This window comes from Pseudoalteromonas sp. MMG033, from assembly GCF_057197785.1.
In genome coordinates this window covers 4,136,251-4,157,224 of the sequence record NZ_CM170070.1, presented here as the reverse complement: position 1 = coordinate 4,157,224, position 20,974 = coordinate 4,136,251, and the positions used below count along the sequence as shown (strand labels likewise).

Here is a 20,974-nt window from a genome sequence, read left to right as displayed (position 1 = left end):
TAACCTTTCAACTTTCAGGTATTTTTCAGGCTGTGATCAGCGAACCAGAACATAGCTGAGCAAATAAATGCTCGATTTTTGTAGGCTGACTTACTATTGAAAGTATGAAGCTTAGCTGTTAAGTTACTAAAAATAATGAATAAAATCAGTCTCATTTTGCGTGTGTCTCAGTAGTGGATAACTGGGATACATAAAAGCTATCGCTAATAGTTTGTTAGGTTGTAAGGAGTATTTGTGGAAGTTTCACTCCGTTCAGTAACTAAGTGTAATTACGAAGAGGTTTGCGAGCTTGATGTCACCAAAGAGCAGCAAGAGTATGTTGCATGCAATATGTATTCATTGGTTGAATCAATGTTCAACGAAGGGTATGAAACCAGAGTGATATATTTAAATGAAGAGACAGTTGGGTTTTTCATGTGGGTGCAAGAATCTCACGAAAAAATATCGATATGGCGCTTCATGATTGATAAAAAGTATCAACAAAAAGGGATAGGCCGCAAAGCATTGAACCTTGCTCTAGATGAAATTAAGCAGGCTCCAGACCTTCGAAAAATCGAGATTTGTTATGATCCAGCAAATCCAGTTGCAAAGACGTTCTATTCTAGTTTTGGATTTGTAGAAGTAGGAATGGATGAAGACGGTGAAGATATGCTTGCCGTTATTGAGTTAACACAACAAGCATAAGACGCTTAATAGGGCTCCCTTTACTAGTTAGTGAGGAGGGGACATGTAGCAGAAATGTGGCCAATGACTAGTAGCAAGACAAAACCTATTTTACGGTTGTGCTTGTCTTTACTGAATACGTTAAGCGCAGAGGAGGTAGTATGTTGAAGTTTGATAGAGGCAGTGCCCGTTTTAACTTCCGAAGTGTTGCGGTAATAATTCATAATGAGTCTGTGTTACTTCATCGCAATATTCATGACTCGTTTTGGGCGCTACCGGGCGGGAGAGTAGAGTTTTTCGAAAACTCCGATGCCACTCTTAGTCGGGAGTTGTTAGAAGAGTTAGGAGCAACCTCTGTGGTAAAGCGTCATATTTGGTTTGCTGAGAACTTTTTTGAATATGCAGGAAAAAAGTATCATGAGATTTCGAATTATTTTCTTGTCAAGCTCGATGAACCAGAGCAGTTTCCAAGGGGTGAGGCTTTTCGTGGTATCGAATCTGAAGTCGAGCTTGAATTTAAATGGTTCCCATTAAATAAATTGTCTGAAATAATATTGGAACCGGAATTTTTAAAAGCGGGCTGCTAGATATACCGTCACAGACGCAGTACATTAAAGTCAACAATGTAGCTCAATAGTTTAATTAAATCTGAATACAATGAAATATTACAAAAAAGTCACACCTAAGAGCTTAAATTTCCTCTAACGCTGAATTACTCAGCGCAAGTGATGTAATGAATATACTCTTTTTATGTATGAATTATTCCTTTAAGTTTTATTTGAGTAAAAACTGCCAGTTTCATAAGCAGTCATAAAAGAGAGCCCCCCATTTTTTGACTGTTTGATGGCTAAATTAGGTATGCCATTTTCGTCAGTCTCTATGACTTTGCCTATATCACTTGAGTTTAAGCCTAGCTGTTTGCCGAGTTGTTCCATTTCTTCCTGCATCTTTGGCAGTATTTCAGTTTTTAGTTTTTCCGCAGCTTGTGCGTAACGAGCTTGCTCTTCAGGGGTAGAGGCCGTATTTGCTCGCTGCTCAAATTCAGCGATGCCTTCTTTTGCGCCTCTAACATCACCAACTCTGCCATTATATCCGAAATATAAATCCATGATGTTGCGGGATACTTGCATAACATCCTCCTTGGAAGTCAATATATGTTTCTTTAAGCTTACTAAATATATACAAGTATAGTACCAACAGGTTGTTTTTTTATTAAATACACCTCTGGAAAGTACATATAGAGTTGAAATAATATCGAATTTTAAAGATTTTCTGCCAATAATCTTGCCTGATTTATCGGCAGGTTTTTAATAATATCTAAGAAATTACGAAGCCTTTTGTTAGGCTCGAAATTGGAAGAGAAATAGAGTAGGCACATAGCTCATATGTAATGAAAGTGCTGTTCCAGAGAGTAAATTAATGCAGGATAATGATACATAAGCTTACTATGGTAAGTTGTATTATTGTTCATAAAGTAGGAGTTTAATCTAAATCTAAGCTTGATTTAAGGTACCTGTGACATAGGCGTAGACTTTGCATGGTTTGTCTAGTCATCAATAAAAGGAATTTGTAATGAAGGTACAAGAACAGTCATTTGTATATAGCCAACAGAAAGTCCAACCGAAGCAACTTGCAAATGCCGAAAAAGCAGGAAAAACATTGCCGCCATCTCAGGTGGCAAGGAGTGATACGCAAAATAATAAATTTGATTTTACTCATATGACAATGAAAGAGCTTTCTCAAGCATCAAAAGCTCTATATGACGAAGGTGTAATTACCTTAGGGCAACATGCTTCACTTTCACTGCATTACACTGCGGCTGCAACTGGCCTAAATCAGGGGGATGGAAACGTTTCCTTGAGCGCATTATCTCGAGCTGAAAATGAGAAAGTAGACGTGATAGCAATGCAAAAAGAGCGATTAAGAGAAGCAAAGGCTAACGGTGCTCCAGCCTCGCAAATAGCATTTTCAAAAGAACTCATTCATACATTAGAGGCTTTTCAATTTGGTGGAGCAGGGAATTTCTACGCAAGTGCATAATTATCAGATATACAGATGCATCCATGTTAGCTTGCCTGTTTTAATATGATTCAACTATAAGTTTAAAATTCAAATCTATATCTATTGCGCTCAGTTATAGTTTAAATATGTTATCGCACCACATTGACCGCCTGTGTTATCGGTGACTTTTTTAATCGTAGTTGTTAAGTTGCTAAAATTACTGAATAAAGTTAAATTATTCTGGCGTGTATCTTGATTGTGGATGTATTGCTTTTGTTTGCGGTAAATAATTATGTCATCTATTCAAAGTTAATGTGGATTGCTTTTATCTTCGATACATTATTTTGCGTTTCCGGCAGTATTCATTGAACAAAAAAACTAATGCAAAGGTAATTTAGATAATACATGTCAGTTAAACAGGGTTTTGAGAAAAAATATAGTAGTTAACACAGCTAACGCCAAAGAAAAGCCGAACTTAACAATATATGTGTGGTGAACTGGCCTCAACTATTAGAAAAAGAGTTATAAAATGAACGGAAAAGAATTTGAAAAGTGGCAAAAATTACGAGGTAAAGGGCGTTTAAATTGGCTATTAAGCTCAGCTGGAACTGCATCCATTTTTTACATGATTTTTAGTGTGGTTTTTCTTTACCCATCTTCAGACCACGAAAATATAGCGACTTTTATGTCAGACAATATTATCCAATATTCTATCTACTCTGTAGGTATGTTTTTCGCATTTTGGGGTTACTGGCAATACAACGAGTCTTTGTATCAGAAAGAAATAAAACGCAGAAAAGTCGTAGACAAATTTTAAAATTAAGCCGTAAAGCGTTGTATTTTTACTATGGGCTGAGTTTTGGGTTTAAAGTGTTTCTTGGCATGTTCGCCCTGATAACGTATAGCATTATAAGTTGTATAACAAGTTAAGTTTTGGAATAAAATTGAATATTAGAACAAGAGAAGATTTGGTCGATTTTGTAAATTGCGAAAATGAGGTTAAATACGTCTTTTTCTGGGGCCATCAAGAAAAAAGCAATGAAGTTACAAAAAGCTGTTTTAGCCAATGGTATGAGTCAAAATTTGAAGAAGATGGTAAGGAATTTACGACTGCTGAGCACTATATGATGTATCACAAGGCTAAGCTGTTTGGTGATGACAAAGCATGTGAGAGAGTGCTCTGTGCTCGTGAACCGAGAGAAGCGAAAGCTGTTGGCCGCGAGGTGCTAGGGTTTAAGCAAGAAATATGGGATGAGAAACGATTCGAAATTGTGGTAAATGCTAATTTAGCAAAGTTTTCTCAAAATCCAACGCTAAAGGCGTTTTTGCTAAATACTGGAGAACGAGTGATCGTCGAAGCAAGCCCTGTAGATAAAATATGGGGGATTGGCTTGGCTCAAGATAATTCAGCATCAGAAAACCCCAATACATGGAAAGGTCTCAATCTTTTAGGGTTCGCGCTTATGGAAGTTAGTGTTGTGGTTCAATAAACCCGGACACAACTTTAGGTGGTATGATTACCACTTAACTAGAGGTGTCAAATGGCCAGAAAACGTCGAACATTTAGTAAAGAGTTTAAACTTGAAGCAGCTTGCTTAGTTTTAGATAAAGGTTACTCATTTCCAGATGCATGTCGCTCCTTGGATGTGGGTGAAACGACTCTAAGACGGTGGGTTCAGCAACTTGAGGTTGAAAGGAACGGTGAAACACCGAAGTCGAAAGCTTTGACGCCCGAACAACAGAAGATCCAAGAACTTGAAGCCCGTATCAATCGCTTAGAACGAGAGAAATCGATACTAAAAAAGGCTACAGCTCTCTTAATGTCAGAAGAAACAAACAGTATTCTCTAATAGACCAGTTAAGTGAGCAAGATTCGGTTGAGTTGGTCTGTAATGTCTTTGATGTCGCTCGTTCAAGTTTCTATGACTACAAGCGCCGTCTTAATGTCATTGATACTAACGAGGTGTTCCTTCGAGCTAAGCTCCAAGAGTGCTTTAAATTAAGCCGTGGCTCCGCAGGAAGCCGAACACTCTCGGCAATGCTGGCCGAGTATGATATTGATGTTGGCCTTTTCAAAATCAGGCGGAGCATGCGTGATATGCAACTTGTATCGAAACAGCCAGGGCCTCACGCATATAAAAGAGCAGTGAATGAGCGTCCAGACATACCCAACCGACTAAATCGTGAGTTCGGTGCTCACAAACCAAATCAAGCATGGTGCGGAGATATTACTTATATTTGGACAGGTCAGAAGTGGGCATATTTAGCTGTAGTGATTGATTTATATGCCAGAAGAGTGGTTAGCTGGGCAATGTCAGATAAACCAGATGCAGCGTTGGCTGTCAAAGCGTTAGATAGGGCCTATGAACAAAGAGGCCGACCTAGAGGGCTCATGTTTCACTCGGACCAAGGCTGTCAGTATAGCTCAATCAAATATAGGCAGAGGTTATGGCGCTATCAAATAACACAAAGTATGAGTCGCAGAGGTAACTGTTGGGATAATTCTCCAATGGAACGTTTATTTAGAAGTCTGAAAACAGAGTGGATTCCGAGCACGGGCTATAAATCAATTAAAGAAGCAGAACAAGATATAAGCTTTTATTTGATGAGTTACTACAACTGGAAAAGACCGCACAGTCACAACGATATGACAGCACCAGCTGTAATGGAAGAACAACTTAAATCATTGTCCGGAATTAGTTGACCACAACATAGAGAGCAATTATTAAGCCAAGCAGGTGCTTAACCGATGGCTAAGGTGATCTACTTCTTTAATAGAGAGGACAAATACTTTCAGTTATCAAATTTTGCTGGTTATGGCTTTGTATTGGATGGAAATAAGTGGCGTACAATGGAACATTATTTTCAAGCTATGAAGTTTGAGGGCACACCTCAATTCGATAAGATCCTAAATTGTGGTTCACCAAAACAGGCTAAAGATTTAGGCCAATCTAGAGCTATCCCTATTCGGCAAGACTGGGATTTGGTTAAAGAAGAGATAATGCTTAAGGGACTAAGAGAGAAATTTAAGGACCCAGAACTTAAGAATATTTTGTTGGGTACAGGTAAAAAAGAGTTAGTTGAAAATTCACCCTATGATAAATATTGGGGTATTGGTTCTAATGGAAAGGGTAAAAACAGACTCGGTGTCCTACTAATGCAACTTAGAGCTGAAATAAAAGAATCTAATGTTTAAAAAACGGCTGCGGCTTTTGTCGTTTTACCTAGTTGTTTCGTCTAGTTATTCGGTGACGTAATTTTTTAGCCGTTTTGAAAATGGCATGGTGTTTTATGTTTGAAATTGTTCGATATAAACATGGCATCTTACGAAGGTACCACTTTGGAAGAACCGAAAAGATAACAGTTTCAAAGCTGTGTAAGATTGAATACAGCTATCACGCAGTAGTTGGCTTTATTGGAATATGGTCATTCATAGATATTGATGGCAACAATATTGTCGTGCACTCGCAAGCAATTGGTATTAAACCTACACTCCTTTGTCTTGAAAAAGTTTTGCACGGGTTCTCTTTAGATAATTTTGAACGCCAATTTGATGATGGTGACGTTGTGGATACACTGACTGTGTGGGAAAGTGCGTGACAGTCTTTAGATTTAACGTTTTAAGAAGTACTAAAACCCGCTAATTGCCCGAGCGACGAGCATAGTGATATTCGTATTTTTTAGGCTTCTAGCAAGCTGTATATTCTATTTATAGCTTCTAAGTATCAGAAAACATGAAATATCAATCAAAGAGAGATAAAAACGCGCTTAATTGTTCATGTTAACCAAAAAGTTTTGTATCGTTTAGTTTAGCGCTTTATAAAAATAATAACTGAGTTCTATGAAATACTTTAGAAAAATGATTGAACATTACGTTCCTATCAATGATGAGGAGTGGAGTCATGCTTGCGATCTTTTTGACATAAAGCATGTCAAAAAAGGCACGACAGTACATCACGCTGGCGAAGTATTTAGTGAGATTTGGTTTATCAAAGGTGGCTTAGCTAGGTCTTACCTAGTTGATATGAATGGTAAAGAACATACGTGGCAGCTCTATTTTCGTGGCAAAAGCAAACATGGTTTAAACCACTTTATGGATGACAGTGTCAGTTTTTATGAAAAAACTGGCTCCATGCTCAATTTTGAAGTTTTGGAAGACTCGGTTTTTTATGTGGCATCCTTAAAAGAGCTAGATAAGTTTATATCACAAGAAAAAAAATGGGAGACGCTAGCGAGAATATGGCTACATAACACCTATTATTCTGCAACATACAAACGTGTTCTTTCTCTTATGTCAGAGAGCGCAGCCCAAAGGTATTCGCGTCTGCTGGATGAGTATCCTTTCATCTTTAGTCAAATTAAGTCGTACCATATTGCCTCTTATCTTGGTGTCGCTCCTCAGACGTTGAGTAAGTTGAAAAATGAATCTAGGTGAATGAATTCAGGTGTTCCGTTACTTACCATATGTTTTTTCAAAGGAGGTAAACGATGAATATCTTTCAAAAATCAAAAAAACACCAAGAACAAAGCGCCGAAGTTTATATTGTTATAAGTTGTCATATAAGTAGCACCAGTAGTGGGTCTTGCGTTAAGCAAGCATGGGGACTGTTATGATTGAATTTACTCAAATTGGCTCGGAGCTCATTTTTATTGGTGTGGCCTTTTTTCTAGTTGGTTTAATTCAAGGTGCTTTAATCCCAGCTGTCAAAAATTCAAGAATGGCGCTTTCTGGTCATTTAACTGCTGTCCAGTGCGCAATGGCGCTCATGATCTTTGGTATTGTCTGGTCATTAGTTGATCTTCCTATATCTCTAGAAATATTTACAGCTTATGGTTGTGCGTTTGGGTTCATACTCATTTGGCTAGGTATAACGGTTGCATCAGTAACCGGTGCAAGTAAAGCGTTGCCAATCGCCGGCGATGGCTTTTCGGCTTCTATCGCCACAGAGCATACAGTGACGATTTTGGTTCGTTTAGGCTCAATTCTATCACTCATTACCTGTACATTATTGACGATTGGGATGCTACCAATTGTTTGGTAGTCATAATATTGCTGAAGTTTGAGCGCGACATTGTTACGCTCACTTGACTAAGGGTAATGTATAAAAACGATGAGAGTACTATTTATAATTACGTTTGCTATACGCATTAGTACCAAATGCATTAGTTAAAAAATAAAAGTGAGAGAGAAATGAAGTTAACTGAAAGGTATAAGTTATGTGTTGAGGATTTTTCCTTCTTTAGGTTTCAACACAAAATCGGGGGGAGTATAGTTGCCTTCCTTATTAATATGGGAATTTGGAACCTGTTAGCCCATTTGACTAAAGAAAGCTATTTTTCCAGTTTTACTGTACAGTTAATAGTGTCATTGCTTTTTACTGCTGCATTTTTCGTCGGTAGTAATCCAAAAGAAAAATAAAAAATAGATAAAGTACAACAATAATCTTATTGCTTCGTTTTGAGCTATTATAAGAAAAGGAGTTTTGGTGAAATTTTTACCATTCATATTTATTTTACTAAGTTTTAGCCAGTTAGTTAATGCTCAAAGTATCAACGCTTTTGAGATCCCAAGAAGTCGTGTGATAGACATAAAAGATCCTATTTCTAAAAGAGTTTACCCAATATTTGTAAAATTACCCGCTTCATATGGGCGCGACCATAACAAATCATATCCGGTCATTTATTTAACGGATGCCTTGTACAGCTTTCAAATAGTGTCTGGTGCCACTCGATTCCCAATGAATACAGGCAAAATGGAGGAGGCGATCATTGTTGGAATTTCATATTCAAAAGGTTCTAAAGGGCCTTCAAGTCGCATTCGTGATTTTACGCACAAAAAAGACCATAGCTGGAAGCTTGAAACAGGACAGGCGCTTCAACATGCTAATTTTATCGAGAATGTAATATTCCCATACATGAAATCTCATTATCGCGTTAACAATTCGCGTACATACGTTGGCAACTCTTTGGGTGGCTTACTTGGTGCGTATATATTTCTTACCAAGCCCGACATGTTCACAAATTACATTTTAGGCAGTCCTTCTGTGTGGTTTATGAACAGCGATATACTTAGTATTAAACCCAAGCACAATGTAAATGCACATAAGATATTTATTGCAGTTGGAGAAAGGGAAACGCCTAAATATGACTCACCAAGACATGACATGGTGACTGGCGCGCAAAAGTTGGTATCTAAGCTATCGGGTGAGCACTTTCCAAATGTGGAAATTAAATTATTAACTATACAGGGTGCCAACCATGAAACTGCATTTCCAACTGCGGCAACTCAGGGCTTGTATTGGTTATTTAGAAAGTAGTGGCAATAAGCGAACAGGGATAATTAACAGTTGATGTGGTTTTTACAGAAACCATTGATGATATACTCGCGTTTGTTAAAGCTGACGAGTCAAGTTGGCATTCTACGTTGTACACTTATCCTGCACCTCGAGTTACAGCTGTACTTCAAGGGCATGCGCAGGGTAACGAAATGCTATTGTAGTTCGGGTCAGATTGAGTGGGCGGTTGTACAGCTAAAGTCAGCCCGAAAAAAGCTTACTTATGGGGACTAAATGATAGTAAACCACAAGAACTAAATTTAAACTTGGTATCAGTATGTAGCAAGTTTATCAACATTCGGCACTCGGCTGGACCACTAAAAACGATACTTTACAGCAACCCAAGCTTATATTAACAAGGTGAACCATTTGCAGTATTTTGATTACATTGCCATAGTTGCAATCTACTTACTTTACAAGTCATTGAACGAATGTATAAAAGGTAAATTGCCTTCAGCTCCAGCCGCTATCGGTAGAGGGTTGGGTATTTTGGTTTTTGGGCAATTTGTAACTTTAGGCCTTATGAATTACTTGGTAAATCGTTTTGGCACTGAGAATTTTCAGCAATATAGTGCAGACTATATCGCAATGCTATACGTCCCAATTGGCATTATTTATACTCTTCTCGCGGGCTATATCGCAGCGAGAACCTATGAAGACACCAAGAGTATGAATGTCAAAATGGTTGCTGGCGTTGGTCTGTTACCACAAGTGTTATTTACTGTTTTTAATTTTAATGAAGGTTTAGCCTCATATTTAGTTCTTTTATTGCTTATCCCTTGTGTATTAATTGGGGGGCATTTGAATAAATGTTCATATCATAGGGTGGTAAACGCAGGCAAATAGTAGTCAGCTTTGCTCAAGCCTTGTGGAGCTTTATTGAAAGTCATATTACCTTGCTGCTCCGTGGCTTTATATTAGGACATGCCAAATATTTGGTCGTATTGTGATGTCACAAAGGCTTAGGCATCGTTATTATAATTTTTGCCGCTAGTACGAACAGGTCAGTACTTTCATTAAAAAGTGTGACAATAATTATCGTTTGCTGACTTAGAACCTCAGTTAATGGATTGTTTAGTATAATAATTTTATGAATTTTACACTTGCTATGCTTATCCACTCCGTGGATACTAAAAACAGACTTGGCTAATTCGATGCCAATAATTTAAATTGAAGACATATGGGCCATCCTCGTTTTTTAATATCATTCATGCACATGGTAGCTAAGTGGTTTTGAGCCCATATCATTTGTTAGTCCTTATGGAGTAGTATCGTGTTTAGCGAAATTAAATGGAGATTTAACCTTGCCATTATCAGCTCGATCTTGCTGATTTTATTATCTGCATTTCAATGGTCATTGGTAGATATAGTAACTGTTTTTCTTATGATGCCGCTGTTTGGTGCAGTATGGGGATTCTTCCTCTGCTGTGTTATTTCTAGTTTAACTTGTTTATTGAAGCTTAAAGGTATAGGGCTAAAAAGTGCTGCTCCAATAGGTATTCAGGTAATCGCATTTCTTCTGGTAACGTATGTTCCATTTACAATGCTATGGTTAAAGGCAGATTTCATATCTAATAAAGAACAGCGTGAATTAGTGGTAGCCCAGGTCTTAAATGGGAAGCTGAAGCCAAATGTCTCACATAATTCTTCTTTGATTAACTTAGGTGAGGAGCACTTTGGTCTTTCTCGTGGTGGTAATGATATTGTGGTCGAAAACCATGAAGGCTTAACTTATATTTTATTTTTTACTTTTAGAGGACTTTTAGATAATTACTCGGGTTACCTGTATGCTCCAAGCGGTGGTTTACCTGAAAAGTTTCGTGATCTAAATGAAGCTGATGCAACGGAAATAAAGCACGTTGAGGATAATTGGTATCTTATTTCTCATCATTAATTATGGCTAATAAGTTACTTTAAGGAGCAAAAACAGTTGGCTCTGCTCGTTCCTTGTAAGTGTAGCAACCTATACTCAGTCGATTACTTTCGGCGTTATATAAATCGCAAGGTTAGTTTTCAGATTATCATGAATCAATGGTGTGAATTAAAAGAAGAGTTTGAAACTGATGGTAGCCTTAGAGATATTTATATTGAAAATATCACGGTTACGCAATGGAATAGCTTTATTCATTACGTAAAATCTTCAAAATATAAACTCGAATTCTATCATGGTGGTAAATCTCATGAATTACTGATAATTTTAACCTAATCAAAGAGCTACAAGAAATAGAGCCAACAACTCTTTTTATATGGCTAAATGAAAGCATTCAACTAAATTGCCATTTCTTCATAGAGAATGAAATTGAGCTAGATTTATCTCCTCACGATATACTTAATGAAGAGGGTTTTGTAGCCTTGTTGGCGTTTCTCGAAAACGTGTCTGAAGCGTTAAAAAAAAGAGTGATTCTTACACATGAGGGAATGCAGGAAGAACTCATTTTAAGCTGTGGTGATAAATTCGTATTGTAAGCCACAGCAGTGCAGGGCCGCTAATAGCTTGCTTAGTTACTTTTTGGTGTAAGTGTCGCTTAATAAGTTTATTTTAAAAATTAGACGAATTTAGCAAAATTTGCGTTTAGGAGGGATATATGCCGTATTCGAAAAAGCTTGAAGCTGCGCTAATTGAGCTAGAAAAAGCAAACGTTCACAAAGCTAACGCAATGCCACTGCCTTATAAACTGCTAAGAAAAGTTGGTGTTGAAATTATTCCGTTTCACTATAACAAGTTTTCATCGAATTTTTTGATAGCCACAGCTTGGTTTTCACCTATATGGTTTTTATTAGGATTTTGGCATTTAGGTGACGCTTCAATCGCGACAATTTGTACTTTTAGTATGTTGAGTGGTTCGATATTAGGGCTATGTACAGCAGCTTATTATAGTAATAGTGCCAAAAAGTATAAGTTAAGCGCTTGGGAGGAGTTATAGCGAAGAAACACAAATAGTAACCTCAAACGTGTGATTATCGTTTGTTCGTTATTATCAAGATGTTGTCCACATCTAATATGGGCGTTACATAACTCAATCAAGAACAGGTACTTACCCTTGTTATCAAGAAAAAAAATAATAGTAAGTTTATGTGTATTTATATTGTTAGTTCTTAGTACCGGTATGGTTTATGAACAAGTTTCCCGAAATAATGCTCTTGCACAATATAAACCTCAAGGTTCTTTGGTTGATATAGGTTCACGCTTTTTGCACATCGACTGTCGAGGCGAGGGGAGCCCAATTGTTATTCTTGAATCTGGTCTGGATACTTTAGGCTCATTGAGTTGGTCAGCAGTGCATGACGAACTAGCGAAAATAACGAGAACCTGTGCTTATGATCGTGCGGGTATTATGTGGAGCGAGCCAAGGTTTCATACAAGCAATTTGATGCAAGATATCGCAAGTGATTTAAATAAAGCCCTTGTTATATTGAACGAAAAACCTCCATATATCATGGTGGGTCATTCATTTGGTGGCCCTTATATTACAAAGTTCACTGAGCTTTTTAGTGAAAAGGTTGCTGGTGTTGTGTTTATCGATTCACCTCACCCAGAGCAGATGGATTTGGTCCAAGATATTGAAATGCCATTAATGATACTTTTAAAAAATGCAGCTTATCAAGCATCTAAACCAATCATGGATATAACGGGTTTAACTCGCATTATAAATAATCAAACACATTCCTCTTTTCCGAATCAATTAAATAACCATTCAGAAGCTGTGAAAGCCTTTTTACCTCCATCTGGTTACACTTTATCTCAGGAGATTTCAAATTATTCAAGTGGGTTAAAGCAAGTTAGTTCATTAAGAAACTTTGGTGATAGACCTATGTTTGTTTTAGGTAATATTGTTAACTATACAGAAATGTCAGATCGACAACTTGCTAATGCAGGTTTAAATCGCGATATCGTTCCAGCAGTTATGGCGCAAGATCGATTTATGTTCAATGATCAAGCATCATGGTCACCTAATAGTCATTTGAAGCTATTTCATAATACATCGCATTACATACAATTTGAAAAGCCAACCGAAGTAATTCATGCAGTGGGGGTAGTTATTTCTGAAGTTAAAGGCAGGGTAGAATAAGTGCTTGTCGTGTGCGTATTTTGTAGTTAATTTAGTCTGCTATATTTTCGCCGAATAAGCGCGGTATTATGTGCAAGTTCAATGATAAGGGCTCTTTACTTGAATTATGAATACCCAGATGAATTGGATTTTTTTGAAAGAGGCTTTGGTTACTCTGAAGAGTACAGCCATGTTGAAGGGCTATTTTCATTTATTATGCAGTACGATATGGAGCTAGCTTAATCTTTACCCACTCACCATTTTATAACTGCTCCGTAAGCGTAAAACTGGTGCAGGATGATGTGGTTGTATTTGATGTATATAAAGAAAATGTTTCTTCTATTGCTTTTCAAACATGGGGTTTAGAAAAGGTTTTGAGAGTTTACTCTGCTAAAGGCGCTAGGTGTGTAATGATGTTTAGAACAATCGTTTTTATTTTTACTCTTAACTTGGTTGCTTGTTCAACTTACCAGCCCCATTCAAAGTACAGAGTTTATTCTGGAGTAAAAGTCGAATCTACAATACCTATTGATTCTGCTCGGGAAATAATCAATTATATTGAAAAGTGTTCAGATTTTAGTTGTATAAATAATGATGATCATAAATGGATATTGAATTGGTCAAACGTTTATGAATACGATAAGCCTTACAGAATAAGTGCTAATGTCAGGCATAATTTTAAAGTAAGGCATAAGATCGTTTATTTAGTTGAACTAGACGTTAAAGACGACTACGTTCATTTGTCTTACTATCTTATTAAAGAAAATGGAAACTTTAAAATTATTGGGATCTCGCATGGAGAAGTTGGCTAAAAAACACCTTCCAAGCCAATCAAACGAGGGGCAATAGAAAACTAGAAGGAAGTTATGAGTAAAGAACCATGGATTAATAGTGATATTTTCGCAGGCGAACCGCTCACTGGAAATAGGGAGGGTCTAGAAAAGTTAAAGTGCGCTATTGATCAAGCTTTAAATGATTCTTGCACCGTCGAATGTCATTACTCTTGTACAGAGAACGTAATCGTAAACTTGGAAAATAAAGAGTGCTATAACGAAAAGCTTAATTTAGACGAGCGTTCAAAGTTACAAAAAGTTAGAGATGATCTGATTGTATTCTTATTTTGTGCTTGGTTTATTATTTTACCGTTTGTCGCAGTTGGCTTAATTACCTATGAAGTGTACTTTGAACCAGAACTAGAGTGTCATTGTCTGATCCCCGTTCAACCGAAACAAGTAGTAAAATTACCATGGCATTAATAAAGCCAATCTCGAGGACACAAGCATACTGCAACGGTCATAGATAATATTATTAGGTTTTATGTGTAAAAATACTAGGTTTTTAATATTAACTTTTATCGTTATACCTATTTTTAGTCATGCGTGTGACAAAGATGCGGCTATTAAAAATGGATTTAGCGCTATTTATGAAAAGTATCCTGAATATAAGCATCACATAGGGATTTTCACAATTGAAGAGCACGATGGTATTTGGCTTTTGTTGAGAAAGCAGCAAGTATTTAAAGCGCAGCCTAAAGAATACCCAAGAGCTATAATTGACAAAAAATCGTGCAACGTTACGCGAGTTGTTTGGTCTAAATAAAACATATTATGCTTAAAAACCAATGGCTCGAAATACTTGGCTTGCTTTCCTACGCCGTGCTAACTTAAGCCAGTTATTTTGCCGGTTTGGTGAGCATTAGGACAGTACATGATGATAGAGTCAGCTGAAGAATTCAAAAGGCTTAGAGAAAGCGAAGCTCAAGACGAATATTTTCGCGCCGCTCATGACGAGGCGCCTATGCAAATATGGGAAGAGGTTCTCGTGAAGTATCCAGACTTAGCCGTTTGGGTAGCGCACAACAAAACTGTACCAGTTGCAATACTTGAAAAGCTGGCGGTAGATAATGCCCCAAAAGTCCGTGGAATGGTGGCTCGTAAAAGGAAAATTCCTGAATCAATTATGCTGCAGTTAGCAAAAGATAAAGATGAGTCTGTTAGGCATGCGCTTGTAAATAATAGAAAAGTGACCGTAGCGGTTTTGCAGGTACTAAGTAATGATTCTTGGCAAGTTGTTAGGGAATTGGCTTTGGATAAACTTAGAGCACTAACAAGCAAAAGCAGCGGGCGCTAAACAGCCAACTTGCACTCATTTTTCGCTTGGTTTAGCCTGCTATTTTGTACCATTTATGGTTAGCGTTAGGTATTCATGAAATTTCTTTACAAATTTGCATGTTTTGATTGTCGAGTAGCATTCAAAAGGCGAGCAACTAAAGAGTCAAATACGGGGTCCACTTGGCAAGTAGATTCAGAGGTTGTGCACAATTGTCCCAATTGTGGTCGTAGAATGGCTTTTTTAGGTCGCAACTTTCGCGCACCAAAACAATCAGATAAAAATGGGTGGCAGTCAGCAATGTTACTTTGGGAAGCCGGCTTTAGATATTGTGGAAGTGGCTACCATGAAGAACCTGCTCTTCCAGAAAGCAAAGCTGAAACAATAGAGTTTATAAAAAATAACCTTAGCCACACTCAAAGAATTTCAAGCGGCAGCTGTTGGAAAAGTATATCTAGTAAACCAATCAACTCAGACGAATAACAATTTAGTTCGTTAACAATAATAGCTAACTACTTTCGCCGCTTAATGTTTGGAGATAATATGGGAGTGAGGGGGTTAATAAAATTATGGATGGAGTTCTCTGCGGTACGATTCGAAAGTTAAACTTGCTGATATATTGAAATATTTGGATGGAGAGGCACTAGTTTATTTCAGTAAGCTTCACGATATTTGTAGCCTGATAACGGATGAGTCGACTATTACCTAACAAGCAATTAACTCGGGTTAAAAATATCAGGCTGATTGCTCTTCTTAAAAGTGCTAGCTAACAATTTGATCAGACTCATGAAGCTTTCAGCTAGGCGAAACTACCTTTACCGAAAGGTTTGCGAATGACTATCAAACAGTTGCGTTGAAAGCGTACTTTAAAAGTGAACGTATACTGGGCGTAGTATTAACTTCTCCAGCAGACGCTAAGTCTGATTTAAAGGGATTCTCATCCAGTGAAGAAGTGAGCTTGGTGATTGTTTGGTATGCTGCTAATGGTTGCTATCTTTTCAGGGGAGAGCGCTCGGGTTAAAGTCCGGTTTGCAACCTTAGCTAGGTTTTGAATCATATTTTATATATCAGTTACTCTTCGCCAAAGCGTAGTAGACGCTTTTTCGATACATATTAAGTAATCACGAAACTTTACACCAGTCTCGATGGTTAAATATCAAGATTGCTTGTCCTGACTGATTTTTGCGTTTTTAATTTTCACTGGTTTTAATTTAACGGTCTGAATCTATTGTTTTTTGTCTTGATGATAGAAAGTAAGGACTGATATTTCATAGGTCGTGGTTTATGTACGTTTGATTGCTTTAGACATGGTCAACCAGACTATAAAGAAAGATAAAGTTGCACATAGCTGTTTTTTGAATGCACAGGGACTTACATTCTGATCTCCACAGAATATTAAATTCATTAACTTCTTTGAAGTTATAAATACCTAAACACTTTGATTGCGGTGTTAAATTCGTGATTTTGTATAATTTTGTCGGAAAATCTTCTGTGTTAGGCTTGCGAAAATACCCAATAAAAATGGAAATCATAAATGAGAAAATTGAAAACAAAGTCTGTAGCCAAGTGGGTAGCAATGATGCTTGGTGTTTCTAGCTCAGTAGTACAATCTCAAGAGCTTATTTTAAATGGGGACTTTAGCGCGCAGGGGTTAATGGAATCAGAGACAAGTATGACAGCTGATCACTGGATTTTTTCTGGTGCCGGTGACGCTGGTATTCTAAACCCTTCTCTGGTGCATTACTCAAACGAATCTGAAATCAACAATATTGGTTTTGCTGGACCTCAATCTATGATGATGCAAGATTTAGGTGTACCGTTAGATTTGAACTCAAACTATAGAGTGCGTCTAAACTTAGGTTGGCGAGAAAATGCTGATGCATTCAATTTCAAAATTGGACTTCGTGTAGATAACCATACGTTGGATATTACGCCGAACACGTCGCTTACAAAGGGGGCGTTTACTCAATTAGATGTAGAGTTTAAACCCGACGCCGCGACACATCAGTACTTGGCAGATTTAAATGCTAATCTTTTTTTGGTACTTGAAAACAATGATACACAAGTAAGCTTTATCGATTTTGATAATGTATCTGTCACAATATTACCAAAAAACACTGATTCAGATCAGGATGGTATGCTCGATGCTTGGGAGGTCAATTATGGACTTAACCCGAATGACCCGCTTGACTCATCTTTTGATTTTGATAATGACAAAGTGTCCAATCACGATGAATTTTTAGCTGGTACAGATCCAACTGACCCTACAAGCTTCCCTCATATATTCCAACATCGATTTACTGGCAATGTTGAAATAGAAAGCGCGCTTAGATTAGTGCCACAGAATACAGCCCCGTTGATATGCGATTCAGCACATGAAGGGTCAATGTACTATAACAGTATTGAGCGTCTCGTATTTATTTGTGATGGCACTATTTGGAATGAATTTAAAGGATCACAAGGCGAGACGGGCACAGCTGGCCCCCAGGGAATTCAAGGCCCTCAAGGGGTTCAAGGGGATAGAGGTCCGGAGGGACCAATAGGGGCGACCGGGTTAACTGGGCCACAAGGACTGCAGGGTATCCAAGGTGTTCAGGGGATTCAAGGTATACCAGGTACATCTCACTGGCAGGATAGTGCATCAGCAGTGACTACAAACGTCAGCGTTGGGGTAGGCACCGTCACTCCAAATGCAGCACTTGAAGTAATTGGTAATGCAATTGCTAATGATCCAATCGAGTCAAATCACCTAGTAACAAAAGCATACTCTGATTCTCAATATACAGAATTAAAGCAAAAGTATGATCATCTACTGGCTATGATAAACACACTAAATAAAGATGTTTACCCTAGTGATGGCAGAAGTTGTGCAGATGTATTGTCTAATCATCCAAATGCAAAAAGTGGTGTGTACCAAATTGACACAGATGGCCCTGGTGGTGAGGTGGCCGTAGCGTATTTTTGTGATATGCAAAACCTTGATGCGTCAAGACCAACTATACCGGGTGACACAACGGGCCAAAATGATAATATTGCGCTGATATATAGCAATGGATTACAGCCCCATAGTTATACAGCCAGTGGCACGGTAAATCAATTTAGCCCGGCGGGCGCTTTTGATGGTCACCTTTACTACACAGATCCAGGTGCAAAAGTGAACCCTGACGCAGGTAATATAGTCACTAACGGTATTTGGTTGGCCCCAACAAATAACAATGAGTGGTTGCAGGTCAACTTTGGTAAAAAAGCGGTAGTCACTGGATTTAAAACCCAAGTATCAACCCAACATGCTGAGTTTTCTCCGAGAACGCCTAAAGACGTCATACTTCAAATTTCGGATGATGGCATTAATTTCGTAGACCATGAACATATTGTAATGGAACAGGGTACTGCGCACGTCACCTTGAATAATGCTGCGTTTGCAAAACATTTTAGATTACACGTTACAAATACACATGGCTCGAGTGATTATGTTCAAATTGATGAGATGGAATATTATGGGTTCTTTGTTCAATCTGAGCAGCAAGGTCCAGTAGATTCTCAGGGTTCTAGTTGTCGCACAATCCAGTCTGAAAACCCACAATCTGGTTCAGGCTTTTTCCAAATAGATCCAGATGGTAGCGGTGATATTGCACCCTTTACTACATACTGTGACATGGAAACAAAAGGTGGTGGTTGGACTTTAGTAGGGATCCGATATGTACCGAATAAACCATATGATCACATCAATAACTTTGATGTGTTGTTTACGGAAACAAACAACATCACTTCCTTTGATGACAACTACCATCTGCCTGATACACATTGGCAATATATGAAGGCGAATAGTCAGGAGTTGATGATGAATATGCGAGATGTAGGCGTATACGCTATCGCTGACGTCGCTCAATTGCAAAACGCAAATTGCATGCCTTTAGTTGATACGTTGGGCCGTGTGCCGAATCAAACTGGAGAAAATCAATTTAGACTATTTTGGCATGAAAGTTCAGGATGTTCAGGAACTGGCTTAGACTATTCAATGCTAAATTATCATAATATTTATACACATGATAAGAGTATCTATAAAGATACAAATATATCGACTCTTGCTGTTGAGCAAACGACCTATATTTTCGTGAGATAAATTAGTGCAAAGCACAAGCTGTAACTATACAGCTTGTGCTTTGAGCGTTTTTTATTAAACGAACGTAGCCCTGAACCTCCATATATAGAATTTTGACGGTGAATGTCACAAAAACGCCTATGTAAAGTATTTGGCTATTTCGGCCATGCTATGAGCGAGCGAATTAAAGTTTAACTACTTGAAGTCCCGAATTAATTTGATGGCACAAGACCTGAAAAAGCTCCACCACCACTCCCCCCTATTGGAAAAAGAAACTAGTAAGAAGAGTTTGTACTTTATAAGGTATAGCCAATTATTTTTGCTGTTTATCTCAGACATTATGTATTAGGAAAAATATGACTTCCAATCAAGCTGTTGAGCTAATTGTATCAAAATGTTCTTTAATTGCAGATAAATGGTTGGAACATCAAGCTTTTTTGGGCGATAGTGTTGCAGGGGATTACAATGATATTAATGTTGTTGCTGATTACCTGGTAGAGCAGTATGAGCTAGGTCAAACAAGCGATTTTGAAGCAATATTTGATGCTGTTGAGTCGATATTAGTGAAAACTGAAGACGAAGCTAAAACGCTCATAATAGTAGGATTGTTTGAGGATATTTAAAATATTGCGTCGCATAAAACGTTTAGTTACGAACCTTTTGAGAAGTGGCTGGTCCTATTTCAAAGAAGTATTGGCACGATATAGGTGTATTTTGGGAGCAGAAATCATAGGCTTTCAACATCATGATTAAACGTATTTGAGGTTTTTTCCTTGAATTTACTTAGTAGGCATCAAAATGAAGACTTCATATAACTAATTAACGTTGTGAGTTTAGCTGACAAAAGTCTTTTACCAGAGCCGAAATTAAGTAATTTCTGAAGCAAGCATGAAAGTGAGAACTGTCATTAACTATACAGGACAAGGTTGCAATTCAGTAGGAATCATTATTGACTAATAAAAAGGATAGAGTGGTATGAAACGAAATTTACTAGTCGTGGGGGCAAGCAGAGGGATTGGCTTAGCGGTTGCACAATTTTATAACGCGCAAGGAGATAATGTGATTTCTGTTTCGCGCACGCCATCCAGTGTTGGCCAATGGATTGAAGCCGATATTTCTCATATTGCTGGTATACAAAAAGTGCTTGAAGCAACATCCCACCTTAGCATCGATGCTCTGTTGTATATGGGGGGAATTTGGGAAGAGAATGCCTTTACTCAAGACTATAACTTTGAAGCAAGTCCTTATTCTGAAACACAAAATATAATCAATGTTAATCAGATAGCCCCCATAGAACTTGTTAAGGGCCTCCTACCTAGTTTCAGAAAATCTGAAAACCCAAGGGCCATATTTATAGGTGCTACATCTGGTCTCGATATTTCTACAACGTCTGAGGTTGCATATTCCGCCTCTAAATTCGGATTACGAGGTGCTGTGCATTCATTGCGAATTGGGTATAAAAATGAAGGTATTGGATTCACAGCAATAAACCCAGGCTTGGTGGGAACTGATGAAGTATTGGCAGATATTCATTCTGGAGAATTTGCGGGCCTTATTCCAATACCGATAGAGGATGTTGTGAGAACGGTCGACTTTGTTATGCAATCAAATATCCACACAGATATTGGAGATATAACGCTTACTCAAAAATATAGCGGTTAACTTTTTAAACATTATTTGCTTAGTAAATGTTGCCAAGGGCGGTTAAATATATA

The 20,974-nt window shown here is 37.9% G+C and carries 26 protein-coding genes; 25 read left to right on the top strand and 1 reads right to left on the bottom strand.

Annotation, left to right across the window (positions count from 1 at the left end; all coding sequences use genetic code 11):
* The first annotated feature begins 234 nt into the window (after window positions 1-234).
* Window positions 235-684 carry a GNAT family N-acetyltransferase gene (locus AC2CZC_RS18105; RefSeq protein ID WP_484582880.1) on the top strand — a complete coding sequence of 150 codons (450 nt, stop codon included), beginning with the start codon at window positions 235-237 and terminating at the stop codon, window positions 682-684.
* A 140-nt stretch (window positions 685-824) separates the two neighbouring features.
* Complete coding sequence (locus AC2CZC_RS18100; RefSeq protein WP_484582879.1) at window positions 825-1,250, top strand: NUDIX hydrolase; 426 nt, start codon at window positions 825-827, stop codon at window positions 1,248-1,250.
* A 180-nt stretch (window positions 1,251-1,430) separates the two neighbouring features.
* Here the strand turns inward: AC2CZC_RS18100 and AC2CZC_RS18095 are convergent, their stop codons facing one another.
* On the bottom strand, window positions 1,431-1,793 hold the full coding sequence (locus AC2CZC_RS18095; RefSeq protein WP_484582878.1) for a hypothetical protein: 363 nt from the start codon (window positions 1,791-1,793) through the stop codon (window positions 1,431-1,433).
* Window positions 1,794-2,235: 442 nt separating this feature from the next.
* Between AC2CZC_RS18095 and AC2CZC_RS18090 the strand changes: the two genes are divergently transcribed.
* The 23 genes from AC2CZC_RS18090 to AC2CZC_RS17980 all read left to right on the top strand — a co-directional run bounded on the left by AC2CZC_RS18090 (window position 2,236) and on the right by AC2CZC_RS17980 (window position 20,921).
* Window positions 2,236-2,703 carry a hypothetical protein gene (locus AC2CZC_RS18090; RefSeq protein ID WP_484582877.1) on the top strand — a complete coding sequence of 156 codons (468 nt, stop codon included), beginning with the start codon at window positions 2,236-2,238 and terminating at the stop codon, window positions 2,701-2,703.
* A 490-nt stretch (window positions 2,704-3,193) separates the two neighbouring features.
* Window positions 3,194-3,481, top strand: a complete 288-nt coding sequence (locus AC2CZC_RS18085) for a hypothetical protein (RefSeq protein WP_484582876.1) — start codon at window positions 3,194-3,196, stop codon at window positions 3,479-3,481.
* Between the two features lie 127 nt (window positions 3,482-3,608).
* Window positions 3,609-4,154 (top strand): riboflavin biosynthesis intermediates N-glycosidase, encoded by a 546-nt coding sequence (gene ybiA, locus AC2CZC_RS18080; RefSeq protein WP_484582875.1) that lies wholly within the window; start codon window positions 3,609-3,611, stop codon window positions 4,152-4,154.
* A 51-nt stretch (window positions 4,155-4,205) separates the two neighbouring features.
* Window positions 4,206-5,368, top strand: a protein-coding gene (locus AC2CZC_RS18075) for an IS3 family transposase (RefSeq protein WP_484582874.1) whose coding sequence is annotated in 2 segments (ribosomal slippage) — window positions 4,206-4,461 and window positions 4,461-5,368 — 1,164 coding nt in all. Because the reading frame shifts where the segments join, the coding sequence is not laid out codon by codon here.
* 45 nt (window positions 5,369-5,413) lie between these two features.
* Window positions 5,414-5,860, top strand: a complete 447-nt coding sequence (gene ybiA, locus AC2CZC_RS18070; RefSeq protein WP_484582873.1) for a riboflavin biosynthesis intermediates N-glycosidase — start codon at window positions 5,414-5,416, stop codon at window positions 5,858-5,860.
* Window positions 5,861-5,955: 95 nt separating this feature from the next.
* Window positions 5,956-6,264 (top strand): hypothetical protein, encoded by a 309-nt coding sequence (locus tag AC2CZC_RS18065; RefSeq protein ID WP_484582872.1) that lies wholly within the window; start codon window positions 5,956-5,958, stop codon window positions 6,262-6,264.
* A 241-nt stretch (window positions 6,265-6,505) separates the two neighbouring features.
* Window positions 6,506-7,099, top strand: coding sequence for a Crp/Fnr family transcriptional regulator (locus AC2CZC_RS18060; RefSeq protein ID WP_484582871.1), 594 nt, complete (start codon window positions 6,506-6,508; stop codon window positions 7,097-7,099).
* 175 nt (window positions 7,100-7,274) lie between these two features.
* Window positions 7,275-7,706 (top strand): hydrogenase, encoded by a 432-nt coding sequence (locus AC2CZC_RS18055; protein WP_484582870.1) that lies wholly within the window; start codon window positions 7,275-7,277, stop codon window positions 7,704-7,706.
* A gap of 444 nt (window positions 7,707-8,150) precedes the next feature.
* A complete protein-coding gene (locus AC2CZC_RS18050; protein ID WP_484582869.1) occupies window positions 8,151-8,981 on the top strand; it encodes an alpha/beta hydrolase in 831 nt (276 codons plus the stop codon).
* Between the two features lie 387 nt (window positions 8,982-9,368).
* Window positions 9,369-9,845, top strand: coding sequence for a hypothetical protein (locus AC2CZC_RS18045; protein ID WP_484582868.1), 477 nt, complete (start codon window positions 9,369-9,371; stop codon window positions 9,843-9,845).
* Between the two features lie 427 nt (window positions 9,846-10,272).
* Window positions 10,273-10,893 (top strand): hypothetical protein, encoded by a 621-nt coding sequence (locus tag AC2CZC_RS18040; protein WP_484582867.1) that lies wholly within the window; start codon window positions 10,273-10,275, stop codon window positions 10,891-10,893.
* A gap of 691 nt (window positions 10,894-11,584) precedes the next feature.
* A complete protein-coding gene (locus tag AC2CZC_RS18035; protein WP_484582866.1) occupies window positions 11,585-11,923 on the top strand; it encodes a DUF6404 family protein in 339 nt (112 codons plus the stop codon).
* 117 nt (window positions 11,924-12,040) lie between these two features.
* Entirely contained in the window at window positions 12,041-13,069 is a 1,029-nt protein-coding gene (locus tag AC2CZC_RS18030; RefSeq protein WP_484582865.1) for an alpha/beta fold hydrolase, read from the top strand.
* Between the two features lie 99 nt (window positions 13,070-13,168).
* Window positions 13,169-13,291, top strand: coding sequence for a hypothetical protein (locus AC2CZC_RS18025; RefSeq protein WP_484582864.1), 123 nt, complete (start codon window positions 13,169-13,171; stop codon window positions 13,289-13,291).
* A 47-nt stretch (window positions 13,292-13,338) separates the two neighbouring features.
* A complete protein-coding gene (locus tag AC2CZC_RS18020; protein WP_484582863.1) occupies window positions 13,339-13,860 on the top strand; it encodes a hypothetical protein in 522 nt (173 codons plus the stop codon).
* A gap of 54 nt (window positions 13,861-13,914) precedes the next feature.
* Window positions 13,915-14,304: a hypothetical protein gene (locus tag AC2CZC_RS18015; RefSeq protein ID WP_484582862.1), complete on the top strand. Its 390-nt coding sequence runs from the start codon at window positions 13,915-13,917 to the stop codon at window positions 14,302-14,304.
* A gap of 61 nt (window positions 14,305-14,365) precedes the next feature.
* Window positions 14,366-14,647, top strand: a complete 282-nt coding sequence (locus AC2CZC_RS18010; protein ID WP_484582861.1) for a hypothetical protein — start codon at window positions 14,366-14,368, stop codon at window positions 14,645-14,647.
* Window positions 14,648-14,755: 108 nt separating this feature from the next.
* Window positions 14,756-15,178 (top strand): HEAT repeat domain-containing protein, encoded by a 423-nt coding sequence (locus AC2CZC_RS18005; protein ID WP_484582860.1) that lies wholly within the window; start codon window positions 14,756-14,758, stop codon window positions 15,176-15,178.
* Window positions 15,179-15,391: 213 nt separating this feature from the next.
* Window positions 15,392-15,640 carry a hypothetical protein gene (locus tag AC2CZC_RS18000; RefSeq protein WP_484582859.1) on the top strand — a complete coding sequence of 83 codons (249 nt, stop codon included), beginning with the start codon at window positions 15,392-15,394 and terminating at the stop codon, window positions 15,638-15,640.
* Between the two features lie 370 nt (window positions 15,641-16,010).
* On the top strand, window positions 16,011-16,178 hold the full coding sequence (locus AC2CZC_RS17995) for a hypothetical protein (protein ID WP_484582858.1): 168 nt from the start codon (window positions 16,011-16,013) through the stop codon (window positions 16,176-16,178).
* A gap of 513 nt (window positions 16,179-16,691) precedes the next feature.
* Window positions 16,692-19,280, top strand: a complete 2,589-nt coding sequence (locus AC2CZC_RS17990; protein ID WP_484582857.1) for a fibrinogen-like YCDxxxxGGGW domain-containing protein — start codon at window positions 16,692-16,694, stop codon at window positions 19,278-19,280.
* Window positions 19,281-19,615: 335 nt separating this feature from the next.
* Window positions 19,616-19,882, top strand: coding sequence for a DUF7674 family protein (locus AC2CZC_RS17985; RefSeq protein ID WP_484582856.1), 267 nt, complete (start codon window positions 19,616-19,618; stop codon window positions 19,880-19,882).
* Window positions 19,883-20,234: 352 nt separating this feature from the next.
* Window positions 20,235-20,921 carry an SDR family NAD(P)-dependent oxidoreductase gene (locus tag AC2CZC_RS17980; RefSeq protein ID WP_484582855.1) on the top strand — a complete coding sequence of 229 codons (687 nt, stop codon included), beginning with the start codon at window positions 20,235-20,237 and terminating at the stop codon, window positions 20,919-20,921.
* The last annotated feature ends 53 nt before the right edge of the window (window positions 20,922-20,974 follow it).

What these genes read in the sequence shown, in the direction of transcription:
- AC2CZC_RS18100 (WP_484582879.1), top strand. Translation starts at nt 825, where the DNA reads ATGTTGAAGTTTGATAGAGGCAGTGCCCGTTTTAACTTCCGAAGTGTT.
- AC2CZC_RS18095 (WP_484582878.1), bottom strand. Translation starts at nt 1,793, where the DNA reads ATGCAAGTATCCCGCAACATCATGGATTTATATTTCGGATATAATGGC.
- AC2CZC_RS18090 (WP_484582877.1), top strand. Translation starts at nt 2,236, where the DNA reads ATGAAGGTACAAGAACAGTCATTTGTATATAGCCAACAGAAAGTCCAA.
- AC2CZC_RS18085 (WP_484582876.1), top strand. Translation starts at nt 3,194, where the DNA reads ATGAACGGAAAAGAATTTGAAAAGTGGCAAAAATTACGAGGTAAAGGG.
- ybiA (WP_484582873.1), top strand. Translation starts at nt 5,414, where the DNA reads ATGGCTAAGGTGATCTACTTCTTTAATAGAGAGGACAAATACTTTCAG.
- AC2CZC_RS18065 (WP_484582872.1), top strand. Translation starts at nt 5,956, where the DNA reads ATGTTTGAAATTGTTCGATATAAACATGGCATCTTACGAAGGTACCAC.
- AC2CZC_RS18060 (WP_484582871.1), top strand. Translation starts at nt 6,506, where the DNA reads ATGAAATACTTTAGAAAAATGATTGAACATTACGTTCCTATCAATGAT.
- AC2CZC_RS18055 (WP_484582870.1), top strand. Translation starts at nt 7,275, where the DNA reads ATGATTGAATTTACTCAAATTGGCTCGGAGCTCATTTTTATTGGTGTG.
- AC2CZC_RS18035 (WP_484582866.1), top strand. Translation starts at nt 11,585, where the DNA reads ATGCCGTATTCGAAAAAGCTTGAAGCTGCGCTAATTGAGCTAGAAAAA.
- AC2CZC_RS18015 (WP_484582862.1), top strand. Translation starts at nt 13,915, where the DNA reads ATGAGTAAAGAACCATGGATTAATAGTGATATTTTCGCAGGCGAACCG.
- AC2CZC_RS18010 (WP_484582861.1), top strand. Translation starts at nt 14,366, where the DNA reads ATGTGTAAAAATACTAGGTTTTTAATATTAACTTTTATCGTTATACCT.
- AC2CZC_RS18005 (WP_484582860.1), top strand. Translation starts at nt 14,756, where the DNA reads ATGATGATAGAGTCAGCTGAAGAATTCAAAAGGCTTAGAGAAAGCGAA.
- AC2CZC_RS18000 (WP_484582859.1), top strand. Translation starts at nt 15,392, where the DNA reads ATGGCTTTTTTAGGTCGCAACTTTCGCGCACCAAAACAATCAGATAAA.
- AC2CZC_RS17990 (WP_484582857.1), top strand. Translation starts at nt 16,692, where the DNA reads ATGAGAAAATTGAAAACAAAGTCTGTAGCCAAGTGGGTAGCAATGATG.
- AC2CZC_RS17985 (WP_484582856.1), top strand. Translation starts at nt 19,616, where the DNA reads ATGACTTCCAATCAAGCTGTTGAGCTAATTGTATCAAAATGTTCTTTA.
- AC2CZC_RS17980 (WP_484582855.1), top strand. Translation starts at nt 20,235, where the DNA reads ATGAAACGAAATTTACTAGTCGTGGGGGCAAGCAGAGGGATTGGCTTA.